The organism is Nocardioides xinjiangensis (genome assembly GCF_017916455.1).
In the GTDB taxonomy this organism is placed as follows: Bacteria; Actinomycetota; Actinomycetes; order Propionibacteriales; family Nocardioidaceae; genus Nocardioides; species Nocardioides xinjiangensis.
In genome coordinates this window covers 1,948,140-1,965,810 of record NZ_JAFMSY010000001.1, presented here as the reverse complement: position 1 = coordinate 1,965,810, position 17,671 = coordinate 1,948,140, and the positions used below count along the sequence as shown (strand labels likewise).

Sequence of the window (17,671 nt, the reverse complement as noted above, 5' to 3'; positions counted from 1 at the left end):
GGGGTCAGGACCGGAAGTGGAGTCGCACGTGCGTGCCGCGGCCGAGCGCCGACTCCACCTCCACGGTGCCGCCGTGGCGGTGCATGACCTCCCGCACGATGCCGAGGCCGAGACCGGTGCCCGGGCGCAGCAGCGCCGCCTGGTTCGTCGAGCGGAAGAGGGGCAGGAAGAGGTCGGCCTGGTCGCTGTCGGAGATCCCGATGCCCTCGTCCCTGCAGCCGAACGTCAGGCCGCCGTCCGCCCGACGCTCGATCCCGAGCCAGACCTCGTCACCGGGGTCGGAGTACTTCACCGCGTTGTCGACGAGGTTCGCCACGGCGCTGGCGATCTCCTTCGGGTCGCCGAGCACGACCGCCTCGTCGGACTCCCCGACGCGGTGGAGGGCGATGCCCGCCCGCTCCGCCACGGCCGCCATCGACGCGAGCGTCTCCTCGACGATCGCCAGCAGGTCCACCCGCTGCATGCTCGGCGGGTGGTGGGGGTCGCTGACGCGGGAGAGCGTCGCAAGGCCTTCGAGCAGGCCGCCGAGCCGCTCGCTGCCGCGCAGGATCGCCCGCACACGGCGCTCGTGCTCGTCCGCGAGGCCGCTGACCGCGAGGAGCTCGGCGTTGGCGGTGACCACGGTCAGCGGGTTGTTCATCTCGTGCGTCAGCTCGCGCAGGAAGCGGTACCGCGCCTCCTCCACACCGCGGAGCTCCTCGAGGAGGCGCCGCTCGCGTTGCGTGGCGTGCGCGTTGGCGATCGCCCGGCCGAGGTCGTGACCGAGCTCCAGCGCGGCGATCCCCTCGCCGTCGGTCCAGCGCCGGGAGCCGGTGCGCCGGGCGCACATCAGCATCCCGAGGACCTCGTCGTCGACGCCGACGGGCGCCACGACGACCGCCTCGAAGCCCGCGGCGGCCAGCGCACCGGTGAACCAGTCGGCGTGCGCCGCCAGGCCGTCGTCGCCCCACACCTGCCCCGGCTCGACGATGAGCACCCGCTGGCCGGTCCACGCGCGGCCGGCCGCCTCGTCGAGCGCCTGCCGGACGTCCGGCGCCATGCCGAGGCCGAGGGCGTCGGTGGCGCCGGACTCGTCGCAGATGAAGAGCCGGATCTCGAGCTCGTCGACCGACAAGGCGGTCAGCAGCGTCGCGCGGGCCTCGCGCAGCAGGTGGTTGACGTCGTGCCGGGCCGGCGCCGACCGAGCCAGCCGGCGAGTGGCCCGGATGACCCGCATGTGGTGGGCGTACTCCTCGCGTTCCACGGCGGTGACCACCGACCGCAGCGTCATCGCCAGCTCGTCGCTGATCCGCAACAGCCGGTCCTCGTCGGGGCGCCGGAGGTCGACCGGCACGTCGAGGTACAGCAGGGCCCGGAGGTCGCCGCGCTCGTCGGTGATGCGGGCGGCGAGCATGTCCATCGGGTGCCAGTCGGCCGGGTCGCCCGTGGCCGGGATGTCCGGAATCAACGACACCCCGGCCATGACCTCGCGGGAGGCGTCGGAGTAGACCTCCTGCGGCATCCAGACGAGGTGCCCGAAGGGCTTGCCGTCGGCGAACACCTGCTCCATGTCCGAGAGGCGCGAGGCGGTGCCGATGCGATCGGCAGCGTTGTCGGCGTCGTCGTGGATGGCGACGAACTCGAGGAGGCCCCGGGGCCTCACCACCTCGATCGCGCAGACCCGGAAGCCGGTGCGGGCGGCGGCGTCTGCGGCCAGCGCGTCCATCAGGGCGCGGGCGCGCGCGTCGCCCCAGTTCAGGTCGCGCGTCCTGCGCTCACCCGTCTGCCGCTGATCCATGAGCCACCCGTCCTCCTGTCCACCACTGGGATCGTAGGTGGCCGGCCGCGTCCCGGCAGGCGTTCCGCCGGACCGGGTCCGGACTGGGCGGCGTTGTCGTCGGACTGTCGTCCGACGGTGTCAGCGACCGTTCCGGCTGAAGTGCATGTAGTCCTTGGAGTAGCGCCAGGCGCCGCCCCACTCCCAGCCGATGCGCGCGAACGCCCGCACGACCGGGCCGTCGGCGGTCACCATCCCGGACCGCACCCGGGCCCGGGCGAGGTAGGAGGACGCGAGCTCCGGGAGCACGACGTCGCCCTTGGCGTAGGGGTTCTGGAAGGAGTTGAGGTCGATCGCCAAGCCGTAGGCGTGCTGGGAGAAGTACGAGGCGCCGGTGGAGGACCGGCACACGAACGCGCCCGTGCCGTTGCCGTCGCCGGTGCTGGGAGCGTCGGGGTCGTAGGACCCGACGATGCCGACCTGCTCCTGCGGGAACCGCGCGCGGTACAGCACGCCGAAGACCTGCGCGACGTCGTGGGCCACGGCACGGTGCACCAGCAGCTCGCCGGTGTGGCGCCGGCCGTCGAAGCCCCAGAACGCCAGGCGCACCCACGCCAGGTCCGTGGCGGCGACCGGGCAGCCCGGCCGCCAGGTGGACCGCCGGACCACGCGCCGCGGCGCCGGCGCGACGACCTCGCTGGCATAGCCGCGTCCCGGCAGGGGGCGTACGTCGTCGGGCAGGGTCCAGCGCCGGTGCCGCATGACCGACGGCGTCGGGAGCACCCGGCCGTAGCCCGTGCGCGGGTCCTCGGGCAGCACGCGCGTGCCCAGCCAGCGCGGGGGGACGCTCCCGAAGCCGGTCGCCGGGAGCGGCTGCGTGCCGTCGACGCTGCGCGCCGCCGCCCGGGCGGGCGGCCGCGCCGACTCGTCCGGGACCGCGACCGGCACACCCGAGACCGTCAGCAGCGCCTGGACCAGGGCCGCGACGAGCGCGTCGACCCCGAGGGCGGCGGAGAGGACGGAGGGCACGGGCTCACGGTACGTCGTCGGGCGGCGCCAGCGGCAGCCACACCGTGAGCGTGGTGCCCTCGCCCAGCACCGACTGCACCTCCACGGTGCCGCCGTGACGCGCGACCACCCGCTCGACGATCGCGAGCCCGAGCCCGGTGCCCGGGCGCTTGCGGGCCTCGGCGTCGCGCGAGCGGAAGAACGGTGAGAAGACCTGCCCGAGCTCGGAGGACCCGATGCCGATGCCGGTGTCGGCGCACGTGATCGAGACGCCGTCACGGCCGCCGACCGCGCGGCTGCCGGCCTCCATCGTGACCCGGCCGCCGGCGGGCGTGTACTTGAAGGCGTTGGACAGCAGGTTGCTCACCATGCGCTGCAGCCCGGCGGGCTCACCGACGACCCGCAGGTCGTCGGCCACGCGGAGCTCGAACGCCACGCCCGACGCCCGAGCGGTCGGCGCGAGGAACTCGCCGCCCTCCCGGACCAGGGCGGACAGGTCGACGTCGGACGGCGAGTCGTGCCCGGTGTCGCTCACCGAGGCCAGTGCCATGAGGTCCTCGACCATGTCCTCGATGCGCCGGGTGGCACGGTCCATGGCGGCCAGCGACTCCTGCACCGGACGGAACCCGACGACCTCGCCCAGCATCTCGAGGTGCATCCACAGCACGCTGACGGGGTTGCGCAGCTCGTGCGCGAGGGTGAGGACCATGTCACGGCGGTAGTCGCTGACGCTGCGCAGCTCGGCGTTGAGCCTGCGCTCACGGTCCATCAGGCGGGACCCGAGGAGCACGCCGGCCATGTCGCTGGCCACCGTGGTCGCGGCGTTGACCTCCGAGTCGATCCAGCGCGACTGTGCTCGCGTCCGGCCGAGCGCCAGCGTCCCGAGGTAGTCCTCGCCCATCCCGATCGGCACCAGGAGCAGCGACTCGAGTCCACGACCCTCCATCAGGGCGCGGAGCGCAGGCGGGGTGGCGACCGCCGCCTCGGCGGCTCCCCAGGTCTGCGTCCGCTCCACGACGAAGTGCCGACGGTCCGCCCACGCGTCGCGCACGTGGGCCTCCAGGGCGGCGGCGGTGCTCGGCTCGAGGTCGGGGACCGTGCCGCCGGCCACCACGAGGTCCACCGAGTGCACGTCGAGCGCCGCGACCATCGCTCCGGACACCTCCGCGACGAAGTCCTGGAGGGGCAGTCCGGGCCGTACGCTGTGCAGCGCCGTGCGGACCTGCGCCAGCATGCGCACCTCCTGGGCGTACAGCTCGCGCTCGACGACGCCCACGATCGCGTCGAACAGCACGTGCGCCTCCGCGTTGATCGCCGCGACCGAGGCCCTCGTGGGTCGCAGGCCCGACAGGGGCTCGTCGAGGTAGAGGGTGGCCCGGAGCTCGCCGGCGTCGTTGCGCAGCAACCGCACCAGCCGGTCGTCCGGGCGCCACCCGTCCTGCCGGTCCGGCGCGGGCAGGTCGGGGGTGTGGCCGTACTCGGCCAGCCAGGCGCGCGCGTCGTCGTCGAGCCGCTCGCCCGGGATGTGGATCCAGCCCTCGACGGGCGAGCCGAACGCGGTCATCGGCTCGAGCGCCAAGGGCGCCGCCTGGCCCAGCAGCCGGGCCCGGACGTCCGGGTCGCCCGTGATCGCGGCGAACTCGAGGTGGCCGTCGGAGCGCAGCACCTGGATGGCGGCCACCCGGTGCTCCGAGCGCCGGGCGATGTCCTCGGCGAGCGCGTGCAGCACCGCACGCTGGGCCTCGTTGCCCCACGCCTGTGCCCGAGGACGCACCCACGTCCCGTCGTCCTGCCTCATCGATGCCCCCGCCCCCGACAACGCGTTCCGCCCCGGGACGTTACGCGGGCGCGGCCGGGGGCGGCAGCGAACTTCGGGATGAACGCGCCACGTTAGTTGACTGGTGGGTAACATAGCGCCATGCAGCGCGACATCTACAACGAGGACCACGAGGCTTTCCGGGCGTCGGTCAAGCAGTTCCTGGACCGCGAGGTGACCCCTCAACTCGAGGGCTACGCCGCCGGCCACGGCCTCGACCGGGACTTCTGGCTCGCCGCAGGCAAGCAGGGCTTCCTCGGCCTGGAGATCCCCGAGGAGTACGGCGGCGCCGAGGCCGGCGACTACCGCTTCAACGCCGTGCTCACCGAGGAGCTCGCGAAGGTCAACATGACCCTGCCGAGCTGCCTCGGCATCCACGCCGACATCACCGTCCCGTACCTCGTGCACCTCACGACGGACGCGCAGAAGGCCCGCTGGCTCCCGCAGTGCGCCAGCGGTGAGATCGTCACGGCGATCGGCATGACCGAGCCCGGCGGCGGCTCCGACCTCGCGAACCTCAGGACGACCGCCGTGCGCGACGGCGACGACTGGGTCATCAACGGCTCCAAGACCTTCATCACCAACGGCGGCTCCGCCGACCTCGTGCTGGTGGCCGCGCGCACGAGCCCGGAGAAGAAGGCCAAGGGCATCTCGCTCTTCGCCGTGGACACCAGCCTCGACGGCTTCAGCGTGGGCCGTGTGCTCGACAAGGTGGGCCAGGACGAGTCCGACACCGCCGAGCTCGCCTTCGACGACGTACGCGTCAGCCACGACGACCTCGTCGGCCCGCTCGACACCGGCTTCATCTCGATGATGCAGTTCCTGCCGCAGGAGCGCCTCGGCTCGGCGATCACCAACCTCGCCCACGCCAAGCAGATCCTCGAGGAGACGATCCAGTACGCCAAGGACCGGCAGGCGTTCGGCCGGCCGATCGGCACCTTCCAGAACACGCAGTTCCTGCTCGCCGACCTCGTGACCCGCATCGACGTGACGCAGGCCTTCGTCGACCAGTGCGTCATCGCGCACACCCGCAAGGAGCTCACCCCCGTCGACGCCGCGAAGGCGAAGTGGTGGACCTCGCAGGTCCAGAACGACGTCCTCGACCAATGCGTGCAGGTCCACGGCGGCTACGGCTACATGAACGAGTACCGCGTCGCCCGCGCGTGGCGCGACGCCCGCGTCACCAAGATCTGGGCCGGCTCGAACGAGATCATGAAGATGCTGATCGGGCGCGACCTCGGCCTGTGAGAGCCGTCCGATGAGGATGTTCGTGGCCGTGGTGCCGCCCGCAGAGGTCGTCGAGCACCTCGACGACTTCCTGGCCGTGCGCCGTGACGCGGCGGCGTTCCGTTGGTCGGACCCGGGCCAGTGGCACGTGACGCTCGCCTTCTCCGACGCCGTCCCGGAGCGGGGCCTCGACGAGCTCGACGAGCGCCTCACCGCCCTCGCCCGGCGACGCGCGCCGTTCGCGCTGCGCGTCGCCGGCGGCGGCGCCTTCCCGGACCCCGACCGGGCGCGCGTGCTCTACGCACGGCTCGCCGCCGACGACACGGCAGCCGACGCGTTGGACCGGCTGGCGGCCGGCTGCCGCGCGGCGATGTCCGGGGCCGGTGCCCGTGTCGACGGCCAGCGCTTCCGGCCCCACCTCACCCTCGGCCGGCTCGGCCGGCCCGACAACGTCACGTCGTGGGTACGGCTGCTCGACGCCTACGACGGCCCGGCGTGGACCGTGGACGAGCTCGCCCTGGTGGCCTCGCACCTGGGCGAGGGACCCCGCCGGCGGCCGCGGCACGAGGTCGTCGGCACGTACGCGCTGGGCTGAGCCTGCCCGAAACACTCAGCCGAGCGCGGCGACGATCTCGGTGACCCTGTCCTTGGCGTCGCCGAAGAGCATCTGCGTGTTCTCCTTGAAGAACAGCGGGTTCTGCACCCCGGCGTAGCCGGTGGCCATCGAGCGCTTGAACACCACGACGTCGCGGGCGTTCCACACCTCGAGCACCGGCATGCCGGCGATGGGCGAGCCCGGCTCCTCGAGGGCGGCCGGGTTGACGGTGTCGTTGGCGCCGATGACCAGCACGACGTCGGTGTCGGGGAAGTCGTCGTTGATCTCGTCCATCTCCAGCACGATGTCGTAGGGCACCTTGGCCTCGGCGAGCAGGACGTTCATGTGGCCGGGCAGGCGGCCGGCGACCGGGTGGATGCCGAAGCGGACCTCGACGCCCTTCTCGCGCAGCTTCCTGGTCATCTCCGCGACCGGGTACTGCGCCTGCGCGACCGCCATGCCGTAGCCCGGCGTGATCACGACGGACGAGGCGTTCGCGAGCAGCTCGGCCACCCCGTCGGCCTGGATCTCGCGGTGCTCGCCGTAGTCGCGGTCCGAGCCGCCGGCCTGGCCGCCGTCGGAGCCGAAGCCGCCCGCGATGACGCTGATGAACGAGCGGTTCATCGCCTTGCACATGATGTAGCTGAGGATCGCACCCGACGAGCCGACCAGCGCTCCGGTGATGATCAGCAGGTCGTTGCCGAGCATGAACCCGGCCGCGGCCGCCGCCCAGCCGGAGTAGCTGTTGAGCATCGACACCACGACCGGCATGTCGCCGCCACCGATGGCCGCGACGAGGTGGAAGCCCAGCAGCAGGGCAAGCACGGTCATCGCGAGCAGCGGCACCAGGCCCAGGGCGAGCTCCCCGTCGAGCGCGACGAACCAGGCCATCAGCAGCACCGAGGCGACGATGACGGCGAGGTTGAGCAGGTGCCGTCCCGGCAGGGTGAGCGGCGCGGACGACATCCGGCCGCTCAGCTTGGCCCAGGCGACGACCGAGCCGGTGAAGGTCACCGCGCCGATGAACACCCCGACGAAGACCTCGACGTCGTGCGCGGCGTCGGCGTGGCCGTCGAGCTCGAGGTAGGAGTTGATGCCGACCAGCACGGCGGCGAGGCCGACGAAGCTGTGCAGCATCGCGACCAGCTCGGGCATCCCGGTCATCTCGACGGTGCGTGCCCGCCAGGCGCCCACCGCGGCGCCGGCAGCCATCATGAGGAGCACCAGGAGCAGGGTGACGGCGAAGCTGCGCTCGCGGGCGATCTCGGCCTTCTGGGCGGCGAGCAGGAGGGTCGCCAGCAGCGCCAGCCCCATCCCGGCCATGCCCGCGAGGTTGCCCAGCTTGGCCGTCTCGTGCCTCGACAGCCCGGCGAGAGCACCGATGAAGAGGAGGCCGGCGACGATGTAGGCGCCGGTGACGAGGCCGAAGAGGTTGTCGGACGTCAAGAAGTCGCTCACGTCAGTCCTTCCGGAACATCTCGAGCATGCGCAGCGTCACGAGGAAGCCGCCGAAGATGTTGATGCTCGCCACGAACACCGCGACCAGCGCGAGCAGCATCACGGCGACGTCGTCGCTGCCGACCTGGAGGATGCCGCCGACCAGGATGATCCCGGAGATGGCGTTGGTCTCCGCCATGAGCGGGGTGTGCAGCGCGTGCGAGACGTTGGAGATGACGTAGTAGCCGACGACGACGGCCAGCGCGAAGACGGTGAAGTGGCCCAGGAAGCTGGCAGGGGCCAGCGACGCGAGCACCGCGAACGCGACGGCCGCCAGCCCGGCGGCGTACCACTTCCTCCTGGGGTCCGCCGGCCGGGGAGGCGGGGCCGGCTCGGCGGCCGGCAGCACCTGGGTCGCGGGGGCGGCCGCGGACACCTGCACCGGCGGCGGGGGCCACATGACCTCGGCGCCCGCCTCGACGGCACGGGTCACCGTGATGCCGCGCTGGATGACGTCGTCCAGGTCGAGGGTCAGCACGCCGTCCTTCGCCGGCGTCAGCAGCTTGAGCAGGTTGACGACGTTGGTGCCGTAGAGCTGGCTGGTCTGCGCGGCCAGGCGTCCGGCGAGGTCGGTGTAGCCCAGCACCGTGACGCCGTTGCCGGTCACCACCCGCTGGTCCTTCACCGTCGCGGCGACGTTGCCACCGTTGGCCGCGGCCATGTCGACCACGACCGAGCCGGGGCGCATCGTCGCGACCGTCTCGGCGGTGATCAGCCGGGGCGCGGGCCGGCCGGGGATGAGCGCGGTCGTGATGACGATGTCGGCGGCGCGCGCCTCCTCGTCGTACATCGCCGCGGTCGCGGCCTCCTGCTCGGCGGTCATCTCCTTGGCGTAGCCGTCGGAGGAGACCTCCTGCTGCATGTCGACCCTGACGAACTCCGCGCCCATCGACTCGACCTGCTCCGCGACCTCCGGACGTACGTCGAACGCCCGCACGACCGCGCCCAGCGAGCCGGCGGCGCCGATGGCCGCCAGGCCCGCGACGCCCGCGCCGACGACGAAGACCCGGGCCGGCGGCACCTTGCCGGCTGCGGTGACCTGGCCGGTGAAGAGCCGGCCGAACTCGTGTGCCGCCTCGATGACGGCGCGGTAGCCGGCGACGTTGGCCATCGACGACAGCACGTCCATCGACTGCGCCCGGGAGATCCGCGGCACGGCGTCCATCGCGAGGGCCGTCACGCCTGCCGCGGCGAGCCGCTCGACCAGCTCAGGGCTGCGCGCGGGGGCCAGCAGGCCGACGAGCGTCGCACCGGGCCGCAGCAGCGCGACCTCGTCGTCGGTCGGCGCGTCGACCTTGATCACGACGTCGCTCGCCCACACCTCGTCGCGATCGCCGACCCGCACGCCGGCGTGGACGTACGCGCCGTCCGGCTGGTCCGCGGCCGCGCCAGCGCCTCGCTCGACGACCACGTCGTAGCCGAGCGCGGCCAGCTGGGCCGCCGTCTTCGCGGTGGCGGCGACGAGGGTCTCGCCGGGCCGGGACTCGCGGGGGATGCCGATGCGCACTGCTGCCTCCTGGGTGGGGGCTCGGGTGGGTGGACGGAGCTGACAGGCGTGCGGGACCGGGCACAACGTACCGAAGTCAGCGCTCCGGTCAGCGCCACCCGGTGTGGCGTGGACCACATCACCGCGTCAGCCCGCCCGCCCCGGCGTTCCGCGCCTGGGCGGCTCAGGCCGGCGGCACCACGTCCAGGCGCTCGAGCAGGAACAGCAGCGCCGCCGCGAACGGGCTTCCGGCGGTCTCCTCGCGCACCCGCGCGAAGTCGACCTGCTCGCGTAGGGCCCGCACCACCGGGATCATCGCGCCGAAGTCGCAGTAGTGCTCGTCGAGCGCCAGCATCTTCTGCACGAGCACCTCCGTGGCGGAGAGCACCGGCATCTGGACCGAGAGCACCTCCAGGACGTCGGCGTCCTCGACGATCGCGCGCGGCGCGGGACTTCCCGAGTGCCGGTGGATGAGGTCGACCATCGCGCCGTCGCTGTACGCCTTGAACAGCCAGTCCTCCGGCGGGTGCACGACCTCGACGCCACCGGCCTCGAGCACCTCCGCGGCGCGCTCGGCGTCCTCGGCCGCGATCAGGAAGTCGACGTCGTGCACCGACTCCGGGCCGCCTCGCGCCCACACGGCGTACCCGCCGGTCAGCGCGAACGGGACACCGCCCTCCTTCAGCACGACGGCGACGCGCTTGAGCGCCTCGCGCAGGGCTTCCTGCGACTCCGGTACGGCGGAACGGGGCATGGGCAGCAGGTACCCACCACGCATGACTTCACCGGGGTCGGGCACCGGGGCGCGTGCGCTTGGCCACCTTCAACATCCTCCACGGCCGGTCGCAGAGCGACGACCGGGTCGACCTCGACCGCTTCGCGGGGGCGATCGCCTCGCTCGACGCCGACGTGCTGGCGCTGCAGGAGGTGGACCGCTACCAGTCCCGCTCGTCGGAGGTCGACCTGACCGCGCTCGCCGCCGAGGCGATGGGCGCGACGGAGCACCGCTTCGTCGCCGCGCTCGCGGGCGTGCCGGGCGCCACGTGGATGGCGGCCGTGGGCGACGAGCAGCCGGACAGCGCGGCGTACGGCATCGCGCTGCTGTCGCGGTGCCCGGTGCGGGCCTGGCACACGGTCCGGCTCGCTCCGGTGCCCGTACGGGTGCCGATGATGTTCTCGGGATCCAGGCGCCCCGAGCTGGTGCGCGACGAGCCGCGCGTGGCGGTGGCCGCGACCGTCGAGACCCCGCACGGCGTCATCACCGTCGCCAACGTGCACCTCACCTTCGTCGAGTGGTGGAACGGCCGGCAGCTCGCCCGGGTGCGCGACTCCCTCTCCGGGGCCGACCGGCCCTTCGTGCTCATGGGCGACCTCAACATGGGGCCCGAGCGGGCGGCTCGGATCTCGCGCATGCGGCCCCTCGTCAGCGGCCTCACCTTCCCCGCCGGCTCCCCCCGTGAGCAGCTCGACCACGTGCTGCTCGACGGCGACCTGCCGCCGGCGACCGGTCGGGTCGTCGAGCTGCCCCTGTCGGACCACCGGGCGCTGGTCGTCGACATCTGACGTCGTACGTCTCGGAGCCGGCGCGGCCGGGAGCCCAGCGGTGAGTGATGCAGGTTCTGCGGGCTCAGAACCTGCCTCACGCACCGCCCGGGGTGCGAGAGGTGTCGAGTGACGTCAGCCCACGAGCACCACGTGCAGCGTCCGAGGACCATGGACGCCCTCGACGCGGTCGAGCTCGATGTCGCTGGTCGCCGACGGCCCGCTGATCCAGGTCAGCGGCCGGGCCGGGTCGAGGAGGGCGATCGCGTCTGGCACGTCGGCCACGACCTGGCTCTCGTCGACGATGCAGACGTGGAGGTCGGGCACCAGGCTGATCGCGCGCCGCCCCTGGTCGGGCTGGTGGTCGAGCACGATCGTGCCGGTCTCGGCGATGCCCACGGCGGCCCGGGTGACGACGGCGTCGATCGCGTCGAGGTCGGCCGCGCTGAGCCCCTCGTCGACCACGGCGTCGGCGACGGTGAGTCCGAGGCCCGGCGGTACGACGGCGCGCGCCGTCCCCAGCACGTCGGCGACGACCGACGCGAGGTCCGCCTCCGCGCACCGGGTGACCACCGCCCGGTAGTCCTCGACGCGCTCGACGAACAGGCCGACGAGGTCGCCCCGGTCGGGGACGCGGGGCGCGGCCGGGACCGAGACGGCGGGCGACACGTCGGCCAGCGCGGCGCGCACGCGCCCGAGGATCTCGTCACGGGCGCTCATCGTCGGTCACCGTCCTGTCCGCCGTCGGTGCGGTCCCACCACTCGCGGAAGGACTCCGCGGGAGGGGCTGGGAGGTCGCGGGCCCCGGTCCAGCCGGCGCCCGGCCCCGGCAGCCGGCCGGCGGCGGCGCGACCGCCGGGCAGCGTCGTCCGGGAGAAGCGGCCCAGCACCCGTCCGGCGAGACCGGAGGCGCGCTCGGCCCACCGGAGGCGCCGGGCGTCGGCGAAGGTCCAGGCCGCGGCCTTCATCGCCGCCGCCTCGGCCTTCGGGACGCGGTCCCCGCGGTGCGAGTCGACGACCGCGGCGCGCTGGTCGACCAGCACCGACGGGATGTCGATCCGGACGGGGCAGACCTCGAAGCAGGCGCCGCACAGGGACGACGCGTACGGCAGCGAGGCCGTCTGCTCGTCGGAGACCCCGCGCAGCAGGGGGTTGAGGATCGCCCCGATGGGCCCGGGGTAGACCGAGCCGTAGGCGTGGCCGCCGACCCGCTCGTAGACGGGGCAGACGTTGAGGCAGGCCGAGCAGCGGATGCAGCGCAGCGCCTGGCGCCCGACCTCGTCGGCGAGGGCCCGGGTGCGGCCGTTGTCGAGCAGGACGACGTGCACCTCCTGCGGCCCGTCCCCGGGGGTCACGCCTGTCCACGTCGAGGTGTAGGGGTTCATCCGCTCGCCGGTCGACGAGCGGGGCAGCAGGCGCAGCATCGGGTCGAGGTCGGACCAGGTCGCCACGACCTTCTCTATCCCCACCACGCTCACCAGCACCTCGGGCAGCGTCAGGCACATCCGGCCGTTGCCCTCGGACTCGACGACGACGAGGGTGCCGGTGTCGGCGACGGCGAAGTTCGCGCCGCTGACCGCGACCTTGGCGCGCAGGAACTTCTCCCGCAGGTGCTCGCGCGCCGCGCCGGCGAGGACGCCGGGCTCGTCGCTGAGGTCGTCGGGCGCCGCGCGGCCGACGTCGGCCATCCGCCGGCGGAAGATCTCGCGGATCTCGGCCCGGTTGCGGTGGATCGCCGGCACCAGGATGTGGGAGGGCAGGTCGTCGCCGAGCTGGACGATCAGCTCGGCCAGGTCGGTCTCCCAGGCGGCGATGCCCTCGGCCTCGAGCGCCTCGTTGAGGCCGATCTCCTGGGTCGCCATCGACTTGACCTTGACCACCTCGTCGGCGCCGTGCCGGCGCGCGACGTCGGCGACGATGGCGCACGCCTCCTCGGCGTCCCGGGCCCAGTGCACGGTCGCACCGGCTCGGACGAGCGAGGCCTCGAGCGTCTCCAGGTGCGTGGCCAGGTCGCGGAGCGCGGCCTCCTTCACGCCGGCTCCGGCCAGCCGGAGGTCCTCCCAGTCCTCGACCTCGGCGACCACCCGCGCGCGCTTGTCGCGGATCGTGTGCGTGGCGTGGGCCAGGTTGCGGCGCAGCTGGGTGTCGGCCAGCGCCTCGCGCGCAGCCGTCGGGAAGGCCGGCATGCCGACGAAGGTGCCGCTCATGCCCCGGCCGCCCTCGCGCCGACGGCCGGACCGCCGGTCTCGCCCTCAGACACCTCGGTGGCGGCGAGGATCTCCGCCAGGTGCATCACGCGTACGCCGGCCCGCTGGCGCGAGAGCATCCCGCCGATGTGCATCAGGCAGGAGTTGTCGCCCGCGACCAGCACCTCGGCGCCGGTGTCACGGACGTGCCGCGCCTTGTCGGCACCCATCGCCACCGAGGTGTCGGCGTTCTTGAGCGCGAAGGTGCCGCCGAACCCGCAGCACTCCGTCGCCTGCGGGAGCTCGACCAGCTCGATCCCCCGCACCGCCTCGAGCAGCCGCCGCGGCCGGTCACCCACGCCGAGCATCCGGAGGCTGTGGCAGGTGGGGTGGTAGGTCACCCGGTGCGGGAAGTAGGCGCCGACGTCGGTCACGCCCAGCACGTCGACCAGGAACTCGGTGAGCTCGTAGGTCCGCGGAGCGGTCTCGGCGACGGCGGCGACGAGTGCCGGGTCGCCCGAGCGCTCGGCCACGATGGAGTGCTGGTGCCGGGCGGACCCGGCGCACGACCCCGACGGCGTCACGATGGCGTCGTAACCGGCGAAGGCGTCGACGAAGGTGCGCACGACCGGCACCGCCTCGTCGAGGTAGCCGGTGTTGACCATCGGCTGCCCGCAGCAGGTCTGCGCGCCGGGGAAGTCGACGTCGACGCCGAGCCGCCGCAGCAGGCGCACGACCGCCTTCCCCGTGTCGGGGAACATGGCGTCGTTGACGCACGTGACCTGGAGAGCGACCTTCACGTCACCGTTCCTCTCGTCTGCCTCACAGTGTGCTCCTCGTTGCTGCAAGAGATTGCTAGAAGAGCCGGTTGCGCACGGCCCACACGATCGCCTCGATCGTGGAGTCGCACGCCAGCTTGTCGCACGCGCTGCGTGCCTTGCGTCGCACCGTGCGCTCGGACATGTCCAGCCTGCGTGCCACGACCGGCACCGTCTCCCCCTCGGCCATCAGCCGGAGGACCCGGATCTCGTCGTCGGACAGGACCGTCCTGCGCACCTCGTTCATGCGCTCGATCGGATCCCCACGGGCTCGTGGCGGCGCAGGTCGTGCGTCGTGCGGACCAGCCGCCGCAGGTCGTCCAGCCCGCCGGTGACCGCCCCCGCGGCCCTGGCCTGCACGAGCACGTTGCCCAGGGCGGTCGCCTCGACCGGCCCGGCCACGACGGGCAGGCCGGTGCGGTCCGCGATCGCCTGGCACAGCAGGGTGTTCTGGCTGCCGCCGCCGACGACGTGGACGACCTCGACGCTCCGGTCGGCCAGGCGGGTCGCTGTCGCCAGCGCGTCGGCGTACGCCGCGGCCAGCGACTCGATGATGCACCGCACCGTCGACGCCGCGTCGCGGGGCGGCGCGACGTCGTGCTCGGCGCACCACTCGGCGATGCGGGCCGGCATGTCGCCGGGCGGCACGAAGCGGCGGTCCTGCACGTCGACCAGTGGCACGGTGCTCGCCGGCACGTCGGCTGCGGCGGCGAGGAGCGCCGTGAGGTCGTCGCGTCCCCAGGTGCGCAGCGTCTGGCTGAGCAGCCAGGTGCCCATCACGTTGGTGAGGAAGCGGACCGTGCCGTCCACGCCGCCCTCGTTGGTGAAGTTCGCCAGCCGGCTCTCGTCCGTGAGCACCGGCGTCTCGAGCTCGAGCCCCACCAGTCCCCACGTCCCGAGCGAGATGTAAGCCGACTCCGGCCGCGCGAACGGCACGCCGACGACGGCGGAGGCCGTGTCGTGCGAGCCGACCGCGACCACCGGCAGGCCGCTCAGCTCCGCAGCGCCGACCGCCTCGCCGACCCCGGGCTGCACGGCACCCACCGTGGTTCCGGGGTCGACCAGGTCGGCGAACAGGTGGCGTGCGAGGTCGAGCCGGGTCATCAGGTCGGTGTCCCAGTCGCCCGTGGTGACGTCGAGGAGCCCGGTCGTCGAGGCGTTGGTGCGCTCGGTCCGCTCCTCCCCCGTCAGCCAGTGGGCGAGGAGGTCCGGCACGAGGAGCACCCGGTCTGCGTCGCGGTGCCAGCTGTCGGCGGCGAGCTGGTAGACGGTGTTGAACGGCAGGAACTGCAGGCCGTTGCGCGCGTACAGGTCCTCCGCCGACACGACGACGTGCACCGCGCGCGACCCGGCTCCGCCCCGCCGCTCGTCGCGGTAGTGGAACGGCTGCCCCAGCAGCCGGCCGTCGCGCAGCAGGCCGTAGTCCACCGCCCAGCTGTCGATGCCCACGCTGGCCAGCCGGCCCGCGGGAGTGCCGGCGGCCAGCCGCGCCGCAGCCGCGAGACCGACGAGGGCCTGGCGGTAGAGCTCGAGGATGTTCCAGTGCAGCCCGTCGGGCGTGCGGACCGGGTCGTTGCCGAACCGCGCCGCCGCGGTCAGCCGGAGGACGTCGGGACCGACCTCGCCGAGCATCACCCGGCCGCTCGACGCCCCGAGGTCCACGGCGGCGACGCTGACGGGGCCGGCCCCGCGGGTCACCGGAGGAACGCCGCGGCCACGCCGGCGTCGACGGGCACGTGCAGGCCGGTGGTGTGGCTCAGCTGGTCGGAGCAGAGCACGAAGACCGCGTTGGCGATGTTGTCGGGCAGCACCTCGCGCTTGAGCAGGGTGCGCTGCGCGTAGAACTTGCCGAGGTCCTTCTCCTCGACGCCGTAGACCGCGGCGCGCGAGGCGCCCCAGCCGCCGGCGAAGATGCCGGAGCCCTGGACGACACCGTCGGGGTTCACCCCGTTGACCTTGATGCCGTGCTCGCCGAGCTCGGCCGCGAGCAGCCGCACCTGGTGCGCCTGGTCGGCCTTCGCGGCACCGTAGGCGACGTTGTTCGGGCCGGCGAAGATTGAGTTCTTCGACGAGATGTAGACGATGTCGCCGCCCATCCCCTGCTCGATCATGGCCTTCGCGGTCGCCTTGGCGACGAGGAACGAGCCCTTCGCCATCACGTCGTGCTGCAGGTCCCAGTCCTTCTCGGTGGTCTCGAGCAGCGAGCGGGACAGCGAGAGACCCGCGTTGTTGACGACGAGGTCCACGCCACCGAAGGCGAGGACGGTGGCGTCGACGGCGGCCTGCACGGCGGCCTCGTCCGAGACGTCGACCTGCACGCCGACGGCCACGTCGGTCGACCCGATCTCCGCGGCGGCGGCCTGCGCCTTGGCGAGGTCGAGGTCGGCGATCACGACGGCAGCGCCCTCGGCCGCGAGCTTCTTCGCGGTCGCCAGGCCGATGCCGGACGCGGCACCGGTCACCAGGGCGACGCGGGTGGCGAGCGGCTTCGGCCTCGGCATCCGCTGCAGCTTGGCCTCCTCCAGCGCCCAGTACTCGATGCGGAACTTCTCCGACTCGTCGATGGGGGCGTACGACGACAGGCCCTCCGCGCCGCGCATCACGTTGATGGCGTTGACGTAGAACTCACCGGCCACGCGCGCGGTCTGCTTGTCCTTGCCGAAGCTGAACATGCCCACGCCGGGCACCAGCACGATCAGCGGGTCCTTGCCGCGGATGGCGGGGCTGTCGGGGGTGGCGTTGCGGTCGTAGTAGCCCTGGTAGTCCTCGCGGTAGGCGACCGCGAGCTCCTGGAGGCGGGCGATGCTGTCCTCGACCGAGGCGGACGCCGGCAGGTCGAGCACGAGCGGCTTGACCTTGGTGCGCAGGAAGTGGTCGGGGCACGAGGTGCCCAGCTCGCCGAGCCGGGGGTGCTCGGCGTGCGCGAGGAAGTCGAGGACGACGTCGGAGTCGGTGAAGTGGCCGACCATCGGGCGGTCGGCCGAGGCGATGCCGCGGATCGTCGGAGCGAGGGCGGCGGCCTTCGCGCGGCGCTCGTCGGCCGGCAGGGCGGCGTAGCCCTCGAGCGCGGGGCCGAAGGGCTCGGCCTTCGAGTGCTCGGCGATGTACGCCGCGGCGGTGTCGATGATCCACAGTGAGTTGGCCTCGGCCTCCTCGGTGGTGTCGCCCCACGCCGTGATGCCGTGGCCGCCGAGGATGCACCCGCGGGCCTGCGGGTTCTTCTCCTTGATCTCGGCGATGTCGAGGCCGAGCTGGAAGCCGGGCCGGCGCCACGGCACCCAGACGACCTCGTCGCCGAAGATCGTGCGGGTCAGCTCCTCGCCGTCGGCCGCGGTGGCGATGGCGATGCCGGAGTCGGGGTGCAGGTGGTCGACGTGGGCGGCGTCCACCAGGCCGTGCATCGCGGTGTCGATCGACGGCGCGGCACCGCCCTTGCCGTGCAGGCAGTAGTCGAAGGCCGCGACCATCTCGTCCTCGCGCTCGACGCCCGGGTAGACGTCGACGAGCGCCCGCATCCGGTCCAGCCGCAGCACCGCGAGCCCCGCGGGGGTCAGCGTGCCGAGGTCCCCGCCGGACCCCTTGACCCACAGCAGCTCGACGTCCTCGCCGGTGACGGGGTCGGTCTCGGTGCCCTTGGCGGAGGTGTTGCCGCCGGCGTAGTTGGTGTTCTTGGGGTCGGAGCCCAGCCGGTTCGAGCGCTCGACGAGCGCGGCGACGGTGGGGTTGAGGTCACTCACGGT

The 17,671-nt window shown here is 73.1% G+C and carries 15 protein-coding genes; 3 read left to right on the top strand and 12 right to left on the bottom strand.

All coding sequences use genetic code 11. The features are described from left to right. Positions 1–4: 4 nt before the first annotated feature. The 3 genes from J3P38_RS09235 to J3P38_RS09225 form a co-directional block, all read right to left on the bottom strand. The gene (locus J3P38_RS09235; RefSeq protein WP_210439469.1) at positions 5–1,777 is read right to left on the bottom strand and encodes a sensor histidine kinase; all 1,773 of its coding nucleotides are present in this window, start codon (positions 1,775–1,777) and stop codon (positions 5–7) included. A gap of 120 nt (positions 1,778–1,897) precedes the next feature. Further along, positions 1,898–2,785 (bottom strand): M15 family metallopeptidase, encoded by an 888-nt coding sequence (locus tag J3P38_RS09230; protein ID WP_307807824.1) that lies wholly within the window; start codon positions 2,783–2,785, stop codon positions 1,898–1,900. 4 nt (positions 2,786–2,789) lie between these two features. Then, positions 2,790–4,562, bottom strand: a complete 1,773-nt coding sequence (locus tag J3P38_RS09225) for a sensor histidine kinase (protein WP_210439468.1) — start codon at positions 4,560–4,562, stop codon at positions 2,790–2,792. A gap of 120 nt (positions 4,563–4,682) precedes the next feature. On the opposite strand from J3P38_RS09225, the gene J3P38_RS09220 reads away from it, so the two are divergent. Together J3P38_RS09220 and thpR are read left to right on the top strand one after the other, a co-directional pair. Further along, positions 4,683–5,828, top strand: a complete 1,146-nt coding sequence (locus J3P38_RS09220) for an acyl-CoA dehydrogenase family protein (RefSeq protein ID WP_210503366.1) — start codon at positions 4,683–4,685, stop codon at positions 5,826–5,828. A gap of 10 nt (positions 5,829–5,838) precedes the next feature. Continuing rightward, the gene (thpR, locus tag J3P38_RS09215) at positions 5,839–6,402 is read left to right on the top strand and encodes an RNA 2',3'-cyclic phosphodiesterase (RefSeq protein ID WP_210439466.1); all 564 of its coding nucleotides are present in this window, start codon (positions 5,839–5,841) and stop codon (positions 6,400–6,402) included. A gap of 15 nt (positions 6,403–6,417) precedes the next feature. Here the strand turns inward: thpR and pntB are convergent, their stop codons facing one another. The 3 genes from pntB to J3P38_RS09200 all read right to left on the bottom strand — a co-directional run bounded on the left by pntB (position 6,418) and on the right by J3P38_RS09200 (position 10,139). After that, positions 6,418–7,860 carry a Re/Si-specific NAD(P)(+) transhydrogenase subunit beta gene (pntB, locus tag J3P38_RS09210; protein ID WP_307807823.1) on the bottom strand — a complete coding sequence of 481 codons (1,443 nt, stop codon included), beginning with the start codon at positions 7,858–7,860 and terminating at the stop codon, positions 6,418–6,420. A 1-nt stretch (position 7,861) separates the two neighbouring features. Then, complete coding sequence (locus tag J3P38_RS09205) at positions 7,862–9,406, bottom strand: Re/Si-specific NAD(P)(+) transhydrogenase subunit alpha (protein ID WP_210503365.1); 1,545 nt, start codon at positions 9,404–9,406, stop codon at positions 7,862–7,864. A 163-nt stretch (positions 9,407–9,569) separates the two neighbouring features. Then, on the bottom strand, positions 9,570–10,139 hold the full coding sequence (locus tag J3P38_RS09200; RefSeq protein WP_210439464.1) for a nucleotidyltransferase family protein: 570 nt from the start codon (positions 10,137–10,139) through the stop codon (positions 9,570–9,572). Positions 10,140–10,192: 53 nt separating this feature from the next. Here J3P38_RS09200 and J3P38_RS09195 point away from each other — a divergent pair, with 53 nt between their 5' ends. Beyond that, positions 10,193–10,948 (top strand): endonuclease/exonuclease/phosphatase family protein, encoded by a 756-nt coding sequence (locus J3P38_RS09195; protein ID WP_210503364.1) that lies wholly within the window; start codon positions 10,193–10,195, stop codon positions 10,946–10,948. A 114-nt stretch (positions 10,949–11,062) separates the two neighbouring features. On the opposite strand, the gene J3P38_RS09190 is transcribed toward J3P38_RS09195, so the two are convergent. From J3P38_RS09190 to J3P38_RS09165, 6 genes are read right to left on the bottom strand one after another with little or no spacing between them, the layout of a single operon-like run. Then, positions 11,063–11,647 (bottom strand): LutC/YkgG family protein, encoded by a 585-nt coding sequence (locus J3P38_RS09190; RefSeq protein ID WP_210439462.1) that lies wholly within the window; start codon positions 11,645–11,647, stop codon positions 11,063–11,065. Further along, positions 11,644–13,134 (bottom strand): lactate utilization protein B, encoded by a 1,491-nt coding sequence (locus tag J3P38_RS09185; protein ID WP_210503363.1) that lies wholly within the window; start codon positions 13,132–13,134, stop codon positions 11,644–11,646. The genes J3P38_RS09190 and J3P38_RS09185 overlap by 4 nt, the downstream gene beginning before the upstream one ends. Next, entirely contained in the window at positions 13,131–13,913 is a 783-nt protein-coding gene (locus J3P38_RS09180) for a (Fe-S)-binding protein (RefSeq protein ID WP_210503362.1), read from the bottom strand. The genes J3P38_RS09185 and J3P38_RS09180 overlap by 4 nt, the downstream gene beginning before the upstream one ends. A 55-nt stretch (positions 13,914–13,968) precedes the next feature. Beyond that, positions 13,969–14,178, bottom strand: a complete 210-nt coding sequence (locus J3P38_RS09175; protein ID WP_210439459.1) for a response regulator transcription factor — start codon at positions 14,176–14,178, stop codon at positions 13,969–13,971. Next, positions 14,175–15,593, bottom strand: a complete 1,419-nt coding sequence (locus J3P38_RS09170; protein ID WP_307807822.1) for a rhamnulokinase — start codon at positions 15,591–15,593, stop codon at positions 14,175–14,177. Before J3P38_RS09170 ends, J3P38_RS09175 begins: the two co-directional genes overlap by 4 nt. Before the next feature lie 32 nt (positions 15,594–15,625). Next, positions 15,626–17,668: a bifunctional aldolase/short-chain dehydrogenase gene (locus J3P38_RS09165; RefSeq protein ID WP_210503361.1), complete on the bottom strand. Its 2,043-nt coding sequence runs from the start codon at positions 17,666–17,668 to the stop codon at positions 15,626–15,628. Positions 17,669–17,671: the final 3 nt, after the last annotated feature.